Source organism: Streptomyces sp. NPDC027672, from assembly GCF_055566335.1.
Genome location: NZ_JBVHSO010000010.1, coordinates 217,561 through 234,313, shown reverse-complemented (window position 1 = coordinate 234,313; position 16,753 = coordinate 217,561). Strand labels below are relative to the sequence as shown.

Genomic DNA, 16,753 nt, shown 5'->3' with positions numbered 1-16,753 from the left:
GCGGCCGGGCGGTCGGTCACGGGCGGTCCGGCTTGCCGTCCCCGTACAGCCAGTCCCGCCAGATCTCGCCGAAGTCCTGCTCCGGGGCCTTCTTCTCGACGTACGCGGTGAAGGCGGCGGTGCCGGCGGTGCCGTGGCGGCGGGCGGCGGCCCAGCCCTGGATGATGTCGTAGAAGGTGTCGTCGCCGACCTTCTGGCGGATCTTGTGCAGGACCATCGCGCCGCGCTCGTAGACCGGGCTGTCGGAGATGTGCGCGGCGCTCGACGGCCTGGCCGGCGGGAAGGCCCAGACGGCCTCGTGGTCGCCTTCGTACAGGCGGGTGAAGGTCTCCTGGGCGGTGGGCCCGTCGTGGTCCTCGTCGTACAGCCACTCCGCGTAGGTCGCGAAGCCCTCGTTCAGCCACATGTCCCGCCAGGAGGCGGGGCCGACCGAGTCGCCGTACCACTGGTGGGCGAGTTCGTGCACGAGCGTGCCGGTGTCGAACTGGTCGCCGGGGAAGACGGGCCGGGTCTGCGTCTCCAGGGCGTAGCCGGTGTCCCCGGGGCGGTCGACGATCACCCCGGCGGAGGAGAACGGGTACGGCCCGAAGTTGTACTCCTCCCAGTCGAGGATCGCGGGCAGTTGGGCGAGCACCCCGGCGCTCGCGCGGGCCTGGCGGGGGTCGACGGCGGTGAGGACGGGCAGGCCGTGCGGGCCGGTGGTGCGGGCGATGTCGTAGTGGCCGATGGCGACGGTGGCGAGGTAGCTGGCCATGGGCTGGGCCGGATGCCAGTGGTAGGAGGTGCGGCCGCCGCGCGTGCTCTGGTGCGTCAACTCGCCGTTGGACACGGCTTGCAGGCCCCGGGGGACGGTGACCGTGATGTCGTAGGACGCCTTGTCGGAGGGGTGGTGGTTGCCGGGGAACCAGGTCATGGAGCCGACGGGTTCGCCGAGGGCCAGGGCGCCGTCGGCGGTGGGCAGCCAGCCCTCCTTGGAGCCGTCGGGGTCGGTGAGGGTGCGCGGGGTGCCCGAGTAGCGGACGGTCGTGCGGAAGGTCTCGCCCTGGGCGAGGTCGTCGCGCGGGCGCACGGTGAGTTCCTGGCCGGCGCGGCTCCACCGGGCGGCGGCGCCCTCGACGCGGACGGAGCCGACGCGCAGTCCGGCGAGGTCGAGGCGGAACGCGGACAGATCCCGGGTGGCCCGGGCGGTGATGACCGCGGTGCCGGTGAGACGGCGGGTGGCCGGGGTGTAGTCCAGGGTGAGGGCGTAGTGGTCGACGTCGTAGCCGCCGTTGCCGGCCCGGGGGAAGTACGGGTCGCCGAGGCCGGAGGCGCCCGGGGTGCCTCGCACCCCGCCGTCGCACGCGGTGCCGGTGAGGGCGAGGGCGAGCAGGGCGGCGACGGCCGGGACACGGCGTACGGACCTGGACATGTCAGTGATCTTAGGCGGGCCCCCGGCCGGGCCGGGCGGATCGGAGGCGGGGGCCGGAGGGCGGGCGTGACACCATCTCACCGTGCTCGACATCGGCTATGCCCTCTCCAACCGGTTCCCGGACCCGCCGCAGACCGACTACCGGCGCGCGGACGTGCGCGCGCTGCGGCACGACCTGTTCTGCGGGGACGTCTATCTCGCGGACACCGAGGCCGACCGGGAACTGTCCACAGCCTGGGGATGGGTGCCGGTGCTGGACTTCGCGTGGGCGCTGTGCGACATCGTGGAGCGGCTGGACCGGGACCCGATGGGCTCGCGGGCCGCCCGGCCGCAGCGGGCGGAGCTGGACTTCACCGAGTCCACCGACCGGATGCTCTTCGAGCGCCGCTTCGGCTGGGTCGACATCACGTCCGACTGGAGCCCGGCCGAGGAGCCGCCGCTGACCTTCTCCCACGCCGAACTGCGCCGGGAGGCCCGGGACTTCCTGCACGACCTGCTCGCCGACCTCACCGACCTGCACGAGGGCCTGGCGGAGAACCCGGCCGTCTGGACCCTCCAGGCCCGCTTCCCGCGGGTGGGGTGAGGCCCGCCGGGGCCGCGAGGGCTCCCCGGCGGTGCCGGACAGCCCTCGCGCGGGAGGGGCTCAGACGTTGACGCCGAAGTCCTGCGCGATGCCCACCAGGCCCGAGGCGTAACCCTGGCCGACCGCGCGGAACTTCCACTCCGCGCCGTTGCGGTACAGCTCGCCGAAGACCATGGCCGTCTCGGTGGCCGCGTCCTCCGACAGGTCGTAGCGCGCGATCTCGGCGCCGCCGGCCTGGTTGACGATGCGGATGTAGGCGTTGCGGACCTGGCCGAAGTTCTGGCTGCGGTTCTCCGCGTCGTAGATGGAGACCGGGAAGACGATCTTGTCGATGTCGGCCGGGAGCGCGGCCAGGTTGACGTTGATCGCCTCGTCGTCGCCGGAGCCCTCACCCGTGCGGTTGTCGCCCGTGTGGACGATCGAGCTGTCCGGGGTCTGCTTGTTGTTGAAGAAGACGAAGTGGGCGTCCGAGTAGACCTTGCCCTGTCCGTTCACCGCGATGGCGGAGGCGTCCAGGTCGAAGTCCGTGCCGGTGGTGGTGCGGACGTCCCAGCCGAGGCCCACGGTGACGGCGGTCAGGCCCGGAGCCTCCTTGGTGAGCGAGACGTTGCCACCCTTGGACAGGCTTACAGCCATGATTTGGGAGTCCCTTCCTTAGATACCGTGCATATCCGGGCACGATCTGTGCCAGACGGAAGCTACCGACGAAGCTACCGTCACCCGGGACAACGTCGCGGAGGGTCCCGTGGGTTCCGGCTCGCTTTACCTTTTTTACCGAGCCGGGGTCCGGCGCGCGAAATCGGGGTGACGTGCGCCGGGTCGGGCCGGGAACATGGAGCACATGTCCGGGCCCTATCTCATCCGTGGCTCCGTCTCGCTTCCCGAGGCCGAGCTGATATGGCGTTTCTCCAGGTCGTCGGGGCCCGGGGGACAGCACGTCAACACCAGCGACTCCCAGGTGGAGCTGCGGTTCGACCTCGCCCGCACCGAGGCGCTGCCGGCGGTGTGGAAGGAGCGGGCGCTGGACCGGCTGGCCGGCCGTCTCGTCGACGGCGTGGTGTCCGTACGGGCCTCCGAGCACCGCTCGCAGTGGCGTAACCGCGAGACCGCCGCCGTACGCCTCGCCGCGCTCCTCGCGGAGGCCACCGCGCCGCCGCCGAAGCCCCGCAGGCCCACCCGCATCCCCCGCGGCATCAACGAGCGGCGGCTGCGCGAGAAGAAGCAGCGCGCGGAGACCAAGCGCGGCCGCACGGGCCGCGACTGGGGGTAGCGGGCGCGCGGCGGCGTCTTCGTATGGGTGGCCGGCGGTCACCGGCTGGGACGGCGGTCGCGGGCGAGTCACATTCCCGGGTCCTCCGGCGTCAGGGTGTCGTACGCACGCGCCTGGACGATGACGGAAGAGGCCTGAGCAGCGATGACCGACCACGACTTCCTCGCCGAGCGGTTCGAGGCGTACCGCGGGCACCTGCGGGCCGTCGCCTACCGCATGCTGGGCTCCGTCGCCGAGGCCGAGGACGCCGTCCAGGAGGCGTGGCTGCGGCTGAGCCGGTCCGACACCGGGGAGGTGGAGAACCTCGGCGGCTGGCTCACCACCGTCGTCGGCCGGGTCTGCCTCGACGTGCTCCGCGCCCGCCGCTCCCGGGGCGAGGAGCCGCTGGAGAGCTGGCGGCCGGCGCCGGACACCGGGCCGGACCCGGCGCACGGCGCGCTGCTCGCCGACTCCGTGGGGCTCGCCCTGCTGGTCGTCCTGGACACGCTCGCGCCGGCCGAGCGGCTGGCGTTCGTGCTGCACGACCTGTTCGGCGTGCCCTTCGCCGAGATCGCGGGCATCCTCGGGCGCAGCCCGGCCGCGGCGCGGCAGCTCGCCAGCCGGGCCCGGCGCCGGGTGCGGGGCGTGCGGGCCCCGGAGGCCGACCTGGCCCGCCAGCGGGAGGTGGTGGACGCCTTCCTGGCCGCCGCCCGGGACGGCGACTTCGACGGGCTGCTCGCGGTGCTCGACCCGGACGTGGTGGCCCGCACGGAGCAGGGCGTGAACAGCGGCGCGGCCCGGGTCGCCGCCGGCGCGGCGGCGTTCGCGCACCTGGCGCGTGTCGCGCGCCCGGTGCTCGTGGACGGCGCGACCGGCCTGGCGGTGTTCGCCGACGGCCGCCCGGAGCGGGTGCTGGCCTTCACCTTCGTGTCCGGCCGCATCGCCGCGATCGACATCATCACCACCCCGACCCGACTGGCGGACCTGAGTGTGGAGGAGGTCTAGGAGCTGCGGTGCGGGTCGGACCGGGTTCGCGGGGCGAACCGGGCGGGTCCGTGGCGGGCCGGGCCGGGGGCACGGGGGCGGCGCGGGCAGGCGGGTCTGTACGGGTCGGACCGGAGTCGTGGGGCCGGCCGCGCGGGTCCGTGCGCTGGGGCCGGGCCGGCGGGGCCGGCGCGGGCGGGTGCGTGCGGGTCAGGCAGGGCTGGCGGGTGCGTGCGGGTCGGCCGGGTTCGCGTGGCCAACCGGGCGGGCAGGTCCGTGGCGGGCGGGGTCGCGGGGCCGACGTGGGCGGGTCCGTGGCAGGCGGGGCCGGGCCGGCGGGGTCGGCGCGGGCGGGTGGCCCCGTGTGGGTCGGGCCGGGGGGCGCGGAGCCGAACGGGCGGGCGGGCCCGTGCGCTCGGACGGGGTCGCGGAACCGGCGCGAGGGCCGGTCGGCAGCGGTGGTGTCCCGGGCGAGAGGGACACCGGCGCCCGGTCGGCCCGGTCTGCGGGTGGCCGGGCCGGGCCGCGGTGGCTGGCCGGGCGCCGTGGGTGGCCGGCTCAGCCGAGGTGTCGGTAGCGGCCCTGGAAGTACAGCAGGGGGCCGCCCTGTGCGCTCGGTACGTGGGCGGTGAGGACGCGGCCGACGACCAGGGTGTGGTCCCCGGCGGTCACCCGCTGCTCGGTGCGGCACTCCAGCGTGGCCAGCGCGCCGCCGACCAGCGGGGCGCCGGTGACCTCGCCGCGCACGTACGGGATGTCCGCGAACAGCAGCCGGTCGCTGATCCGGCCCTTCATGGCGAAGCGGCCCGCGATGTGCCGCTGGCTCTCGGCGAGCACCGACACCGCCCACAGCGGCTGCTCGGCGAGCAGGTCGTCCATGCGGGAGCCCTCGCGCAGGCTGACCAGCACCAGCGGCGGGTCGAGGGAGACCGACAGGAAGGCGGTGGCGGTCATGCCGACGTCCTCCACGTCCGGCGCCGTCGGGTCGTCCGGGTCCAGGGACGGTTCCTGCGCGGTGACCAGGACCACGCCCGCGGCCAGCCGGGACATCGCGGCCCGGAACTCGTCGTTGCTCACCCCCTCAGCATGCCCGGTGGCCTGGGGGGTCGTGGGAGAGGGAGTGTTCAGCACGCCGGAAACGCTAGTCTTCGCCCGGCGCGGCGCGCATCGGGCCTTCGTCCGAGCCGGGTCCTAGGTCCGGCGGCGCAGGAGCGCGTGCATCATGTGAAGACATGGGTACGGTATGTGTTCGCGCGACGTGGGGGGCAAACGCAGAAACCCCACTCAATTGTTCACGTTCTGCTGTGACTTGAGTCACAAGGGGCAGGAATTGTTGACCCTGTGTACCGAGTGGGCAGCGCGCTGTGATTCAGTGGCGGGAGGAGCGGCAAGAGCAACGCGCACGGCAATACGAAGTGCCACCGCGGCAACGCGGAAGCAGCGCCGAAGACAACCCTTGATTCGCTGCGAGGTCTCGGGGGGAGGGCGAGCATGGAGACCGAGTCGGAGCCGTACGTCCGTCTTGCGTCCCTGCGACAGCTGCACCAGGTCATGGCCGACATGAACACGGCCCGCAGCCTGGCGGACACACTGCAGAGCGTCGCCGACGGCGCCGTCAACGCCCTCGGGTACGAGATGGCGGCCGTCAACCTGGTCCGCCAGGACGGCGATCTCGTGGTCGCCGCCTTCTCCGGCAACTCCGTCGCCGAGGCCCTGATCACCGGCCGGGCCGGCTCCCGCGAGTCCTGGGACCGCCGGCTGGGCATGGGCGAACGCTGGGGTGACCTGGTCTTCATACCGCACACCGAAGGCTGGGTCCTGGACGACGACGACGTGCCCCAGTGGCACACCGACGGGCCCGCGCCGCGCTTCGAGGACGAGTGGCACCCCTCCGACCGGCTCTTCGCGCCGATGTACACCCCCGGCGTGCAGGGCGGCTCCTCCGGTGAACTGCTCGGCGTGATATCCGTCGACCGGCCGCGCAACGGCCGCCGTCCCGGAGCCTGGGGCCGCGAGGCCCTCCAGATGTACGCCTTCCAGGCCGCCATCGCCATCAGCAACGCCCGGCTGCGCTCCAACATGCAGCGCGCCCTGGTCCGCCTGGAGCGCGAGCAGCAGGCCCTGCGCGCCAGCGAGGAGTCCTTCCGGCAGGCCTTCGAGTACGCGCCGTCCGGCATGGCCATCGCCGAGATGGGCGGCGACCAGCACGGCCGCATCCTGCGCAGCAACGACGCCCTGTGCCGGCTGCTCGGCCGCCCCGCCTCCGCGATGCGCCGCTACTCCTTCGCCGACCTCGTCCACCCGGAGGACATCGGCACCCTGCTGCGCACCTCGGCCGAGGGCGGGCGCGCGGAGCTGCGGCTCGGCCGCCGCGACGGCACGTACGTGTGGGTGTCCCTGCGCAACAGCGTCGTCGCGGACGCCGCCGACGGCCCCCGCTTCCTGCTCACCCACGTCGAGGACATAGAGGAACGCAAGCGGCGCGAACTCCAGCTCGCCCACCGCGCCTCCCACGACTCGCTGACCGGCCTGCCGAACTCCGCCGAGCTGCGCTCGCGGCTGTCCGCCCGGCTCTGTCAGCGCCCCGCGCACGCCGGCGCCCTGGAGTCCCTGGACGCGGCCTACGGCCACCCGGTCTTCGACACTCCGGCCGGCCCCGGCTTCGAGGTCCCGGCCGGCCACGGCTTCGACTTCACGCCGGGCGCGGAGGGCTACGACGCCTACGACCACCATGTGCACACCGCGGCGCCCGCGGACGGCCGCGACGACGGCACCAAGGGCCTCGCGGTCCTCTTCTGCGACCTCGACGGCTTCAAGTCGATCAACGACCGGTACGGGCACAACGCGGGCGACGCGGTCCTCATCGAGGTCGCCCGGCGGCTGAGCAACGGCGTCCGGGACGGCGACACCGTCGCCCGGCTCGGCGGCGACGAGTTCGTGATCCTCGCCGACGGCCTCGGCCGGGCCGACGCCCAGGACCTCGCCGTACGGCTGCGCAACGAGATCATCCAGCCGATCCGGGCCGAGGGCCGGTCCGTCCGGGTGGGCGCCAGCTTCGGCATCGGGTGGGCGCACTGCGGGATGACGGCGGACGAAGTGCTGAAGTCCGCTGACGAGCGGATGTACGTAGAGAAACGATCTCGTCCCAAACAGCACCGCCGTGCCGGATGAACCGCAGGTCAGCGGTTTGATGCGGGCTGGGTCACCCGTTTGGCCGAGTGAGAGCGGGTAGGCTCGCCATTCCAACCCGTACACCGCATCCGCCCGCACTGTTGAGGAGTACCAAGGGATGACGCCCGGCGACAACGGCGCGAGCACGCCCGAGGACGACGACCCGTTCGGCTACCTGTACGCAGACGGCCAGGCCCGGGGAGCCCAGCCGCCGTCCGGCGGCGGGTACGGCTATCCGAACTCCGTCACCAGGGTGCGCGCGGTCGGCGAGCGCCAGTACGGCCAGCAGCAGCCGCCCGCGTACGGCCAGGGCGCGCCCCAGCGGGGCGCCTACGGCCAGCCGAACACCCACTACCAGGCTCCGGAGACCCTTCCGGGCGGCCCCCAGTCCGGCGGCCGCGCCCCGCAGCCGGCCCCGCCCCGCCGCGGCCCGAACACCAAGGGCCTGCTGATCGGCGCGATCGCGGTGGTCGCCGCGGTCGTCATCGGCATCGGCGTGGCGATGATGAACGACGACGCGGGCGACAAGACGGACGGCGGCGCCTCGGCGGCGCCGTCCACGTCGCAGAGCGCCGAGCCGAGCCGGTCGGCGAGCGCCAGCCCGGCCGGCACCGAGCTGCCCAAGACCGACGCGAAGAGCCTGACCCTCGGGACCGGGGTGACGACGGCGTCGGACGTCAAGGGAGCCAGGTCGGACGGCGGCACCTACGTGACGGGCTTCAACCAGCCCGGAGCCTCCGTCACCTGGAGCGTCACCGGCGTGCCCGAGTCCGGCAAGTACAGCGTCTTCGTCGGTTACAGCGTCCCCGGCAAGGACGCCAACGCCACTCTCACGGTCAACGGTACGACGTCCGACAAGACCGTCAACCTGAAGAACTGGGCGGGCGCGCCGGCGGGCGACTACGAGAAGGGCTGGACGAAGACGTACAACTGGATCCAGCTCGACAAGGGCACGAACACCATCAAGCTCTCGTGCGAGCAGGGCAACCAGTGCGACGCGCTCATCGACCAGCTGTGGCTGGTCAAGGGGTGGGTCTAGACCGGCGGGGGAGCGCGGCCGTCACTCCGCCGTCACCGACACGTGCGGTAGGAGTTTGTCGTAGGCCGCGGGGTCGAATTCGCCCGCCGCGGGGGCCCGTACCGTTGCCGCCGACAAGGCGACCGCGCGGCTGAGGCGGTCCGGCCAGGGGAGTTGCTCCAGCAGGCCCGACAGCAGGCCGGCCACCGCCGAGTCGCCGGCGCCGGTCGGGTTGCCGAGTTCGCGGGCGGGCGGGACCGCGCGCCAGCGGCCCTCCGGGGTGACGGCGAGCAGGCCGCCGGCGCCCAGGGAGGCGACGACCGCGTGGGCGCCGCGCCGGCGGGCGTCCTGGGTGGAGCGCACCGGCTCGTGCGAGCCGGTGAGTTCGGCCAGTTCGTCGGCGTTCGGCTTGATGATGTCCGGACGGGCGGCGACCCCGCGGCGCAGCGGCTCACCGCTGGTGTCCAGCAGCACGGGGACGCCGGCCGAGCGGGCCGTGCGGACCAGGTTGGCGTACGCCCCCACCGGCACCCCCGGCGGCAGGCTGCCGCACAGCGCCACCGCCGAGGCGCCCGCCAGCAGTTCGCCGTACCGGTCCAGGAAGGCGCCCCACTCGCCCGGCGCTATCTGCGGGCCCGGCTCGTTCAGCTGGGTGGTGTCGCCCGACAGTTCGTCGACCACGGCGATCGTGCGCCGGCTCGCCCCGGCGACCGGCACCAGCGCGTCCGTCAGACCGGGCGTGCCGGCCAGCCGGTCGCGTATCTCCCGGCCGGTCCCGCCGCCCGCGAACCCCGTGACCGTCACCGGGTGGCCGAGCGCGGCCAGCACCCGGGCCACGTTCACGCCCTTGCCGCCGGGCCGTTCGGCGACCGCCGAGACACGGTGGGAGGCGTGCGGCCGCAGGGACCGTACGCGATAGGTGAGGTCGAGAGCGGTGTTCAGTGTGACCGTGAGGATCACCCGGGCCGACCTCCCTCGAAGTGCCTGCGCCTGTCTGCGGTTTCCGGGGCCTCGATCATGCCAAAGAGACGGCGGCGGGCCCAGTGCGCGGGCCGGTCACCGTCTCTCGACCGGGTTACGGATCAGGGCAGTTGGGGCTTCACCACCCATTCGCCCCGGCGCATCACGCCCTTCACCTCGAACCGCGCGTCCAGCAGGACGAGGTCGGCGTCCTTGCCGGGCTCCAGGGAGCCGACGCGGTCGGAGAGGCCGAGCAGCCGGGCCGGGTTGGCGGACAGCGCGGCCACCGCGTCCGGCACCGACAGCTTGTCGACGGTCACCGCCCGCCGGAAGGCGCGGTCCAGGGTGAGCGTGGAGCCCGCGATCGAGCCGCCCTCCACCAGCCGGGCCACGCCCTCGCTGACCTCGACCTCCAGCGGACCGAGCATGTAGCGGCCGTCGCCGGTGCCGGCCGCGTCCATCGCGTCGGTGATGAAGGCGACCCGGTCCGCGCCCGCGTGGTGGAAGGCCAGTTCCAGCGTCGCGGGATGCAGATGGGTGCCGTCGTTGATCAGCTCGACGGTGACCCGCTCGTCCTCCAGCAGCGCGGCGATCGGGCCGGGCGCGCGGTGGTTGAGGGCCGGCATGGCGTTGAACAGGTGGGTGGCGACGGTGGCGCCCGCGTCGATGGCCTGCACCGTCTGCTCGTAGGTCGCGTCCGTGTGCCCGATCGCCGCGAGCACGCCGTGCTCGGCGAGCAGCCGTACGGAGTCGACGCCGCCGGGCAGCTCGGTGGCGAGGGTGACCATCTTCGCCTTGCCGCGCGCGGCGTCGATCAGCTTGCGGACCTCGGCCGGGTCCGGGTCGCGCAGCAGCGCCTCGGAGTGCGCGCCCTTGCGGCACGGCGAGATGAACGGGCCCTCGAAGTGGATGCCCGCGATCTCGCCCTGCTCGGCCAGCTCGCTCAGCAGCCCGGCCTGGCGCACCAGCAGGTCCATCTCGTCGGTGACGGTGGAGGCGACGAGCGTGGTGGTGCCGTGCCGGCGGTGGGTGCGCACGGCGGTGAGGATCTCCTCGGCGGTGCCGGCGAAGGAGGCGCCGCCGCCGCCGTGGTTGTGGAGGTCGACGAAGCCGGGGACCAGCCAGTGGCCGGTCACGTCGAGCACGTCGGTGTCCTCGGGTGCCGCGGCCGCGATCCTCGTGCCCTCCACGGCCAGGCGTGCGCCGTCCACGATCCCGGAGGGCAGCACCACCCGGGCACCTGCGAGAACCAACCTGGGAGCCATCAGGTGCTTACCTCCGGAGTCGATGAAGCGGTCGTGAGCAGGTCGCGCGCCAGCAGTCCCGCGCCCAGGCAGCCGGCGCTGTCGCCGAGGGCGGCGGGGACGATGGCGGGCAGTTTCTGGAAGGTGAGCCGCTGCCGGACGGCGTCCCGCAGCGGTCGGAACAACACTTCCCCCGCCTCGGCCAGCCCGCCACCGATGATCAGCGTGCGCGGGTCCAGCAGGGTGACGGCGGTGACCAGGCCGTCGGCGAGCGCGTCCACCGCCTCCCGCCAGACCCGGACGGCGTTCGGGTCACCGGACGCGACGGCGCGGGCGCAGTCCGCCGCGTCCGCGTCCGCGTCGCCGCCGGCCGCCGCCCAGGCCGCGCTGACGGCGGACGCGGAGGCGTACCGCTCCAGGCAGCCGCGCTGCCCGCAGGGACAGGGCGTGCCGCCGGGCCGTACGACGATATGGCCGATCTCGCCCGCGAAGCCGTGCGCGCCGGCCTCCACCCGCCCGTCCAGGCCGATGGCGCCCGCGATCCCGGTGCCCAGCGGCACGAACAGGAACCGGTCCGTGCCCCGGCCGGCGCCGATCCGGCCCTCGGCGAGACCGCCGGCGCGGACGTCGTGGCCGAGCGCGACGGGCAGGCCGAGCCGGTCGGCGAGCAGGGCGCGCAGCGGTACGTCCCGCCAGCCGAGGTTGGCCGCGTAGACGGCGGTGCCGGCGGCCTCGTCGACGATGCCGGGGACCGCGATGCCGGCCGCGCCGGCCGGCTCGCCGCAGTGCGCGACGCCGTGGGCGCGCAGCTCGGCGGCGAAGTCGAGGATGTCCTCCACCACCGCCTCGGGGCCGCGCTCGCGGCCGGTGGCACGGCGGGCGCGGTGCAGCAGCGTGCCGTCGTCGCCGACGAGGGCGGCCTTCATCCCGGTACCGCCCACGTCGAGGGCGATGACATGTCTCACCACGGGGCCTAGTGTGGCCCTCCCACCCGCGAGAGGTCTAGTCCACTCGCGTGGTGTAGACCTTATGTGTCCATATGTTGAACGGTCAGACAGCAGGGTTGGGGCTTTGAGGGTGCGTCGGCGTACAGCAGGAACGATCGCGGTGGTGTCCGCACTGGGCATGACGGCGGCCCTCGGCGGCTGCGGGAGCACGGGCTCCTCCGGGGTGACCCTCAGACTGGTCGCCGCCGACTACGGCGACTCCGCCGCCAACAGCTCCAAGAAGTACTGGGACGCCCTGGCCAAGGACTACCAGGCCAAGCACCCCGACGTACGGGTCGAGGTCAGCGTCTACTCCTGGAACGACGTCGACCGCAAGGTCAAGGAGATGGTCGACGCCGGCCACGCGCCCGACCTCGCCCAGATCGGCGCCTACGCCGACTACGCCGCCGCCGGCAAGCTCTACCCGGCCTCGGAGCTGCTCTCCATCCGCACCCAGGCCGACTTCCTCTCCCAGCTCTCCGACGCCGGCGAGTGGAAGCACACCCAGTACGGCATCCCGTTCGCCGCCTCCACGCGCGTGCTCTTCTACAACAAGACCCTCTTCGACAAGGCCGGCATCACCCCGCCCACCACCTGGGACCAGCTGGCCGCCGACGCCCAGGCGCTCAAGGACAAGGGCGTGAAGTACCCCTACGCCCTGCCGCTCGGCCCCGAGGAGGCCCAGGCCGAGACCATGCAGTGGCTGCTCGCCGGCGGCAACGGCGGCAGCGGCTACACCGACGACATAGGCACCTACACGATCGACTCCGCGGCGAACGTCTCGACGTTCGCCTGGCTCAAGGACGAACTGGTCGGCAAGGGCCTGACCGGCCCGGTCGCGCCCGGCAGGCTGAACCGCGCGGACGCCTTCGCCGCGTTCGCCGACGGCCAGGTCGGCATGGTCAACGGGCATCCCACGCTGATCCAGCAGGCCGCCCGCAAGGGCGTGAAGTTCGGCATGGTGCCGATGCCCGGCCGGGACGGCGCGGCCAGGGCCTCCATGGGCGTCGCCGACTGGATGATGGCGTTCAAGAACGGGCACGCCGACCAGACGGGCGACTTCCTCGACTTCGTCTACAGCGAGAAGAACGTCCTCGACTTCTCCCGCACCTACGGCCTGCTGCCGGTCACCAGCTCCGCCTCCAACGCCATGAGCGCGTCGGACGCGGCCGGGGACAAGGCCCTGCGTCCCTTCCTGGACCAGTTGCCCACCTCCGGGCTGTACCCCGTCGGCAAGACCTCCTGGGCGGCGGTCAGCGCGGCCGTGAAGAAGAACATCGGCCAGGCCGTCGCCCCCGGCGGCAACCCCTCCGCCGTCCTGAGCCGGCTGCAGTCCACGGCCACGGCGGCCGACAGCAGCAGCCAGGGCTGACCCCGGCCGGCTCCGGCTGTCGGTGCCCGGCGCTACCGTGGCCACATGGAACTCGGCAGCCGTGAGAAGGCCGTCCTCGCGCTGGAGCGCCGGGGTTTTCCCGGCGCCGGCGCGAAGGAACGGGCGATCCGTGAGGAACTGGGCCTCGCCCCGGTCCGCTACTACCAGCTCCTCAACGCCCTCCTGGACGACGAGCGGGCCCTCGCCCACGACCCCGTGACGGTCAACCGCCTGCGCCGTCTGCGCGAGGCCCGCCGCGCCGAACGCTGAGGAGTGGACCCGGCCCCTCGTGGATAGGGTCGCTGTATGGGCACCCACACGACGGAACCCCCGCACCCGCTGCCGGTCCCGCGGACCCGGCCCGGCCGCGACGGGCTCGCCGCGCTGCTGACGCGGCCCCGCTCCGCGCTGATCGGCCTGGACTTCGACGGCACGCTGGCCCCCATCGTCGCCGACCCCGAGCAGGCCCGCGCCCACCCCGACGCCGTACCCGTGCTGGCCGCGCTCGCCCCGGAGGTCGCCTCCGTCGCCGTGATCACCGGCCGCCCGCCCGAGGTGGCGGTCCGCTACGGCGGGTTCGCCGACGTCCCCGGCCTGGAGCACCTCACCGTCCTCGGCCACTACGGCGCCGAACGCTGGGACGCGGCCACCGGCACCGTCACCGCCCCGCCCCCGCACCCCGGCGTCGCCGCCGCCCGCGCCGAACTGCCCGGCCTGCTGGAGGGCGCCGGCGCGGACGAGGGCATCCGGATCGAGGAGAAGGGCCGCGCCCTGGCGGTGCACACCCGCCGCGCCGCCGACCCGCAGGCCGCGTTCGAGTCCCTGCGCGGCCCGCTCACCGCTCTCGCCGCCCGGCACGGCCTGATCGTCGAACCCGGCCGGCTGGTCCTGGAGCTGCGCCCGCCGGGCATGGACAAGGGCGTGGCCCTGCTCGGCCACGTCCGCGCCACCGGCGCCGGCTGCGTCGTCTACGCCGGCGACGACCTCGGCGACCTGCCCGCCTTCGCCGCGGTCGAGGAACTCCGCAAGAACGGCACGCCCGGCCTGCTGGTCTGCAGCGGCAGCACGGAGGTCACCGAGCTGGCGGACCGAGCCGACCTGGTGGTCGACGGCCCGGAAGGAGTGGTGGCACTCCTCCGCGACCTCACCCGCCACCTCGACGCCTGACACCCACCTCGACGCCTGGCACCCACCTTCCGGGCGGTCGCTCAGTCCGGGCGGTTGGTCAGTTCTGCGAGCTGGTCCAGGAACCAGCGGGCGGGCGGGAGGGCGGTCGCGGCGGTGGCCAGGCGCTTGCTGCGGGCCGAGCGCTCCTCCGGCGGCAGGCTCAGTGCCGTGTGCAGGGCCTGCGCCGTGCCCGTGATGTCGTACGGGTTCACCGTGAACGCGTCCTCGCCCAGTTCCTCGTGCGCGCCGGCCTCCCGCGACAGCACCAGCGCGCAGCCGTGGTCCGAGACGACCGGGACCTCCTTGGCGACCAGGTTCATGCCGTCCCGGATGGGGTTCACCAGCGCCACGTCGGCCAGCCGGTACGCGGCCAGGGAGCGCGCGAAGTCGTCCTTCACGTGCAGCACCACCGGGGTCCAGCCGGGCGTGCCGTACCGTTCGTTGATCTCGTCCGCGAGCCGCTGCACCTCGGCGGTGTAGTCGCGGTACACGGCGAGGTCCTGCCGGGACGGGTAGGCGAACGCCACGTGGACGACCTTCTCCCGCCACTCGGGGTGGTCGTCGAGGAGCTGCCGGTACGCCAGCAGCCCGCGCACGATGTTCTTGGACAGCTCGGTGCGGTCCACCCGGACGACCGTCTTGCGGCCGGGGCCGATCTCCTCGCGCAGCGCCGCCATCCGCTCGGCCACGTCCTCGCGGTGCGCCCGCTCGCGCAGGAAGTCCGCGTCCGCGCCCAGCCCGTGCACCCCGATCCGGGTGCCGGACAGGCTGTCGGGCCCGAGCACCGCGTGACAGCAGGCCGTGAAGGCGTCCGCCCACCGCCGGGTGAGGAACGCCGCCCGGTCCGCGCCCAGGATGCCGTCGAGCAGCTCGGCCGCGATGTCGTCGGGCAGCAGCCGGAAGTAGTCCGGCGGGGCCCAGGGCGTGTGCGAGAAGTGGCCGATGCGCAGGTCCGGCCGGAGCCGGCGGAGCATGCGCGGGGCCAGGGCCAGGTGGTAGTCCTGGATCAGCACCGCCGCGCCCTCGCCCGCCTCCTCGGCCAGCGCCTCGGCGAAGGCCCGGTTGTACTCCCGGTACGCCGCCCACTGCCGCCGGAACTCCGCGTCGAACGCCGGTTCCAGGGGGGTCTGGTACAGCATGTGGTGGACGAACCAGAGGACCGAGTTGGCGATGCCGTTGTACGCGTCGGCGTGCACGGACGCGTCGATGTCGAGCATCCGCACCCGCTGCCCGCCGGTGTCCCCGGCCGGCAGCAGTCCGCCGTCCGCGCGCCGGACGGCCGCCCGGTCGCCGTCGCCGAGCGCGGCGCACACCCACACCGAGCCGGCGTCCGAGCCGATGGCGGACAGCCCCGAGACCAGTCCGCCGCCGCCCCTTCTGGCGTGCAGTGAGCCGTCCTCGTGTACCTGGTAGGACACCGGGCCGCGATTCGACGCGACCAGCACCCGGGCTTTCTCGGCAGGATCGTGCGTGGGAGCCATACGCCTCAACCTAGCCCGGCCCGTAAACCCTCAAACGTGCGATCCACCTGCGGAGCCGACCGTATACGGCCCGTTCACGCCACCTTCCGTTCGGCGTACTCGGCGATCTCCGCCATGGGCGGCCGCTCCTCGGTGTCCACCGAGTACGTGCGCGGCTCGAAACCGTCCTCGCCCCGCTCGAACTGGGTCAGCGCGGGCCGGATGAGATGGCCGCGGGCCAGCCGTAGCTGTGCGGTGCGGTAGATCGCGGCGGCCATCCGGCCGAGGGCCTGGCCGTCCTGGTGGCGGTGCTTGCGCACGCCCACGTCGACCTGGGCCAGCGCGTCCAGGCCGGCCAGGTGCAGCGCGTCCACCAGCATGCCCAGCTCCACGCCGTAGCCGACCGGGAACGGCAGTTGCTCCAGCAGGGAGCGGCGGGCCGCGTACTCGCCGCCCAGCGGCTGCACGAACCCGGCAAGCTGCGGCCAGTGCATGTTCAGCAGCGGCCGGGCCATCAGCTCGGTGACCCGGCCGCCCTGCCCCGCGGCACCGGCGAGCGGACGGTCGTACATCGCCTTGACCAGGTCCACGTCCGGATCGGTGAGCAGCGGTCCGACGATCCCCGAGACGAAGTCGGAGGAGAAGTCCCGCAGGTCGGCGTCGATGAAGCAGAGGATGTCCCCGCGGGTCACCAGCAGCGAGCGCCACAGCACCTCGCCCTTGCCGGGGACGGCGGGGAGGCGGGGCAGGATCTCGTCGCGGTGGACCACCCGGGCGCCCGCGCGCGCGGCGACCTCGAAGGTGCGGTCGGTGGAGCCGGAGTCGACGACCACGATCTCGTCGACGAGCGGCACCCGCTCCACGAGGTCGTGCCGGATGACGGTGACGATGTCGCCCACCGTCGCCTCCTCGTTGAGGGCGGGCAGGACGACGCTGATCGTCCGGCCCGTGCGCTGCTTGGCGGCCAGCACCTGGTGCAGCGGGCGGTCGGCCACGGACCAGGAGCGGGTGCTCAGCCAGCGCTCGACTTCTTCCAGCACGGTCGGCGGCTCCTCACTGTCACGACCACACGTCTCCGTGTGATGCATCTCGCGGTTCGGACGACTATCTCAACTGTCCTGGCCGTCGGTTACAGTCTTGAACAACGC

The 16,753-nt window shown here is 73.5% G+C and carries 16 protein-coding genes; 8 read left to right on the top strand and 8 right to left on the bottom strand.

Translation table 11 applies throughout. From position 1 onward, the window contains the following. Nucleotides 1-16: 16 nt before the first annotated feature. Nucleotides 17-1,411: a M1 family metallopeptidase gene (locus tag ACZ4SV_RS24770; protein ID WP_468006481.1), complete on the bottom strand. Its 1,395-nt coding sequence runs from the start codon at nucleotides 1,409-1,411 to the stop codon at nucleotides 17-19. Between the two features lie 82 nt (nucleotides 1,412-1,493). Here ACZ4SV_RS24770 and ACZ4SV_RS24765 point away from each other — a divergent pair, with 82 nt between their 5' ends. Continuing rightward, nucleotides 1,494-1,994, top strand: a complete 501-nt coding sequence (locus ACZ4SV_RS24765) for a hypothetical protein (protein WP_365872427.1) — start codon at nucleotides 1,494-1,496, stop codon at nucleotides 1,992-1,994. A 60-nt stretch (nucleotides 1,995-2,054) separates the two neighbouring features. Here the strand turns inward: ACZ4SV_RS24765 and ACZ4SV_RS24760 are convergent, their stop codons facing one another. Further along, the gene (locus tag ACZ4SV_RS24760; protein ID WP_365872429.1) at nucleotides 2,055-2,630 is read right to left on the bottom strand and encodes a TerD family protein; all 576 of its coding nucleotides are present in this window, start codon (nucleotides 2,628-2,630) and stop codon (nucleotides 2,055-2,057) included. Between the two features lie 196 nt (nucleotides 2,631-2,826). Here ACZ4SV_RS24760 and arfB point away from each other — a divergent pair, with 196 nt between their 5' ends. Beyond that, nucleotides 2,827-3,264: an alternative ribosome rescue aminoacyl-tRNA hydrolase ArfB gene (gene arfB, locus ACZ4SV_RS24755; protein ID WP_365872431.1), complete on the top strand. Its 438-nt coding sequence runs from the start codon at nucleotides 2,827-2,829 to the stop codon at nucleotides 3,262-3,264. A gap of 144 nt (nucleotides 3,265-3,408) precedes the next feature. Then, a complete protein-coding gene (locus ACZ4SV_RS24750; protein WP_468006478.1) occupies nucleotides 3,409-4,248 on the top strand; it encodes a sigma-70 family RNA polymerase sigma factor in 840 nt (279 codons plus the stop codon). Between the two features lie 537 nt (nucleotides 4,249-4,785). Here the strand turns inward: ACZ4SV_RS24750 and ACZ4SV_RS24745 are convergent. Continuing rightward, a complete protein-coding gene (locus tag ACZ4SV_RS24745; RefSeq protein ID WP_365872435.1) occupies nucleotides 4,786-5,358 on the bottom strand; it encodes a flavin reductase family protein in 573 nt (190 codons plus the stop codon). A gap of 360 nt (nucleotides 5,359-5,718) precedes the next feature. On the opposite strand from ACZ4SV_RS24745, the gene cdgB reads away from it, so the two are divergent. Next, entirely contained in the window at nucleotides 5,719-7,398 is a 1,680-nt protein-coding gene (gene cdgB / locus ACZ4SV_RS24740) for a diguanylate cyclase CdgB (RefSeq protein ID WP_365872437.1), read from the top strand. A gap of 118 nt (nucleotides 7,399-7,516) precedes the next feature. Then, entirely contained in the window at nucleotides 7,517-8,437 is a 921-nt protein-coding gene (locus tag ACZ4SV_RS24735) for a CBM35 domain-containing protein (protein ID WP_468006475.1), read from the top strand. A 21-nt stretch (nucleotides 8,438-8,458) separates the two neighbouring features. Here ACZ4SV_RS24735 and ACZ4SV_RS24730 read toward each other — a convergent pair whose 3' ends face one another. The 3 genes from ACZ4SV_RS24730 to ACZ4SV_RS24720 form a co-directional block, all read right to left on the bottom strand. Further along, complete coding sequence (locus ACZ4SV_RS24730) at nucleotides 8,459-9,376, bottom strand: 1-phosphofructokinase family hexose kinase (protein WP_468006473.1); 918 nt, start codon at nucleotides 9,374-9,376, stop codon at nucleotides 8,459-8,461. 122 nt (nucleotides 9,377-9,498) lie between these two features. Further along, complete coding sequence (nagA, locus tag ACZ4SV_RS24725; protein ID WP_468006471.1) at nucleotides 9,499-10,641, bottom strand: N-acetylglucosamine-6-phosphate deacetylase; 1,143 nt, start codon at nucleotides 10,639-10,641, stop codon at nucleotides 9,499-9,501. Further along, the gene (locus ACZ4SV_RS24720) at nucleotides 10,641-11,585 is read right to left on the bottom strand and encodes an ROK family protein (RefSeq protein WP_468006631.1); all 945 of its coding nucleotides are present in this window, start codon (nucleotides 11,583-11,585) and stop codon (nucleotides 10,641-10,643) included. Before ACZ4SV_RS24720 ends, nagA begins: the two co-directional genes overlap by 1 nt. Nucleotides 11,586-11,697: 112 nt before the next feature. Here ACZ4SV_RS24720 and ACZ4SV_RS24715 point away from each other — a divergent pair, with 112 nt between their 5' ends. Genes ACZ4SV_RS24715 through otsB form a run of 3 tightly spaced genes read left to right on the top strand, consistent with a single transcriptional unit; the run spans nucleotide 11,698 to nucleotide 14,145 of the window. Further along, nucleotides 11,698-12,978, top strand: coding sequence for an extracellular solute-binding protein (locus ACZ4SV_RS24715; protein ID WP_468006469.1), 1,281 nt, complete (start codon nucleotides 11,698-11,700; stop codon nucleotides 12,976-12,978). Nucleotides 12,979-13,023: 45 nt separating this feature from the next. Continuing rightward, the gene (locus ACZ4SV_RS24710; RefSeq protein ID WP_365872447.1) at nucleotides 13,024-13,248 is read left to right on the top strand and encodes a DUF3263 domain-containing protein; all 225 of its coding nucleotides are present in this window, start codon (nucleotides 13,024-13,026) and stop codon (nucleotides 13,246-13,248) included. Nucleotides 13,249-13,284: 36 nt separating this feature from the next. After that, the gene (otsB, locus tag ACZ4SV_RS24705; protein WP_468006467.1) at nucleotides 13,285-14,145 is read left to right on the top strand and encodes a trehalose-phosphatase; all 861 of its coding nucleotides are present in this window, start codon (nucleotides 13,285-13,287) and stop codon (nucleotides 14,143-14,145) included. 41 nt (nucleotides 14,146-14,186) lie between these two features. On the opposite strand, the gene ACZ4SV_RS24700 is transcribed toward otsB, so the two are convergent. Both ACZ4SV_RS24700 and ACZ4SV_RS24695 read right to left on the bottom strand, forming a co-directional pair. Continuing rightward, complete coding sequence (locus ACZ4SV_RS24700; RefSeq protein ID WP_468006628.1) at nucleotides 14,187-15,590, bottom strand: alpha,alpha-trehalose-phosphate synthase (UDP-forming); 1,404 nt, start codon at nucleotides 15,588-15,590, stop codon at nucleotides 14,187-14,189. Between the two features lie 110 nt (nucleotides 15,591-15,700). After that, nucleotides 15,701-16,645 (bottom strand): glucosyl-3-phosphoglycerate synthase, encoded by a 945-nt coding sequence (locus tag ACZ4SV_RS24695; RefSeq protein ID WP_365872451.1) that lies wholly within the window; start codon nucleotides 16,643-16,645, stop codon nucleotides 15,701-15,703. Nucleotides 16,646-16,753: the final 108 nt, after the last annotated feature.

Bases quoted from the DNA above. Each gene is read 5' to 3' on its own strand.
- otsB (WP_468006467.1), top strand. From the start codon at position 13,285: ATGGGCACCCACACGACGGAACCCCCGCACCCGCTGCCGGTCCCGCGG.
- ACZ4SV_RS24735 (WP_468006475.1), top strand. From the start codon at position 7,517: ATGACGCCCGGCGACAACGGCGCGAGCACGCCCGAGGACGACGACCCG.
- nagA (WP_468006471.1), bottom strand. From the start codon at position 10,641: ATGGCTCCCAGGTTGGTTCTCGCAGGTGCCCGGGTGGTGCTGCCCTCC.
- cdgB (WP_365872437.1), top strand. From the start codon at position 5,719: ATGGAGACCGAGTCGGAGCCGTACGTCCGTCTTGCGTCCCTGCGACAG.
- ACZ4SV_RS24750 (WP_468006478.1), top strand. From the start codon at position 3,409: ATGACCGACCACGACTTCCTCGCCGAGCGGTTCGAGGCGTACCGCGGG.
- arfB (WP_365872431.1), top strand. From the start codon at position 2,827: ATGGAGCACATGTCCGGGCCCTATCTCATCCGTGGCTCCGTCTCGCTT.
- ACZ4SV_RS24710 (WP_365872447.1), top strand. From the start codon at position 13,024: ATGGAACTCGGCAGCCGTGAGAAGGCCGTCCTCGCGCTGGAGCGCCGG.
- ACZ4SV_RS24770 (WP_468006481.1), bottom strand. From the start codon at position 1,411: ATGTCCAGGTCCGTACGCCGTGTCCCGGCCGTCGCCGCCCTGCTCGCC.
- ACZ4SV_RS24760 (WP_365872429.1), bottom strand. From the start codon at position 2,630: ATGGCTGTAAGCCTGTCCAAGGGTGGCAACGTCTCGCTCACCAAGGAG.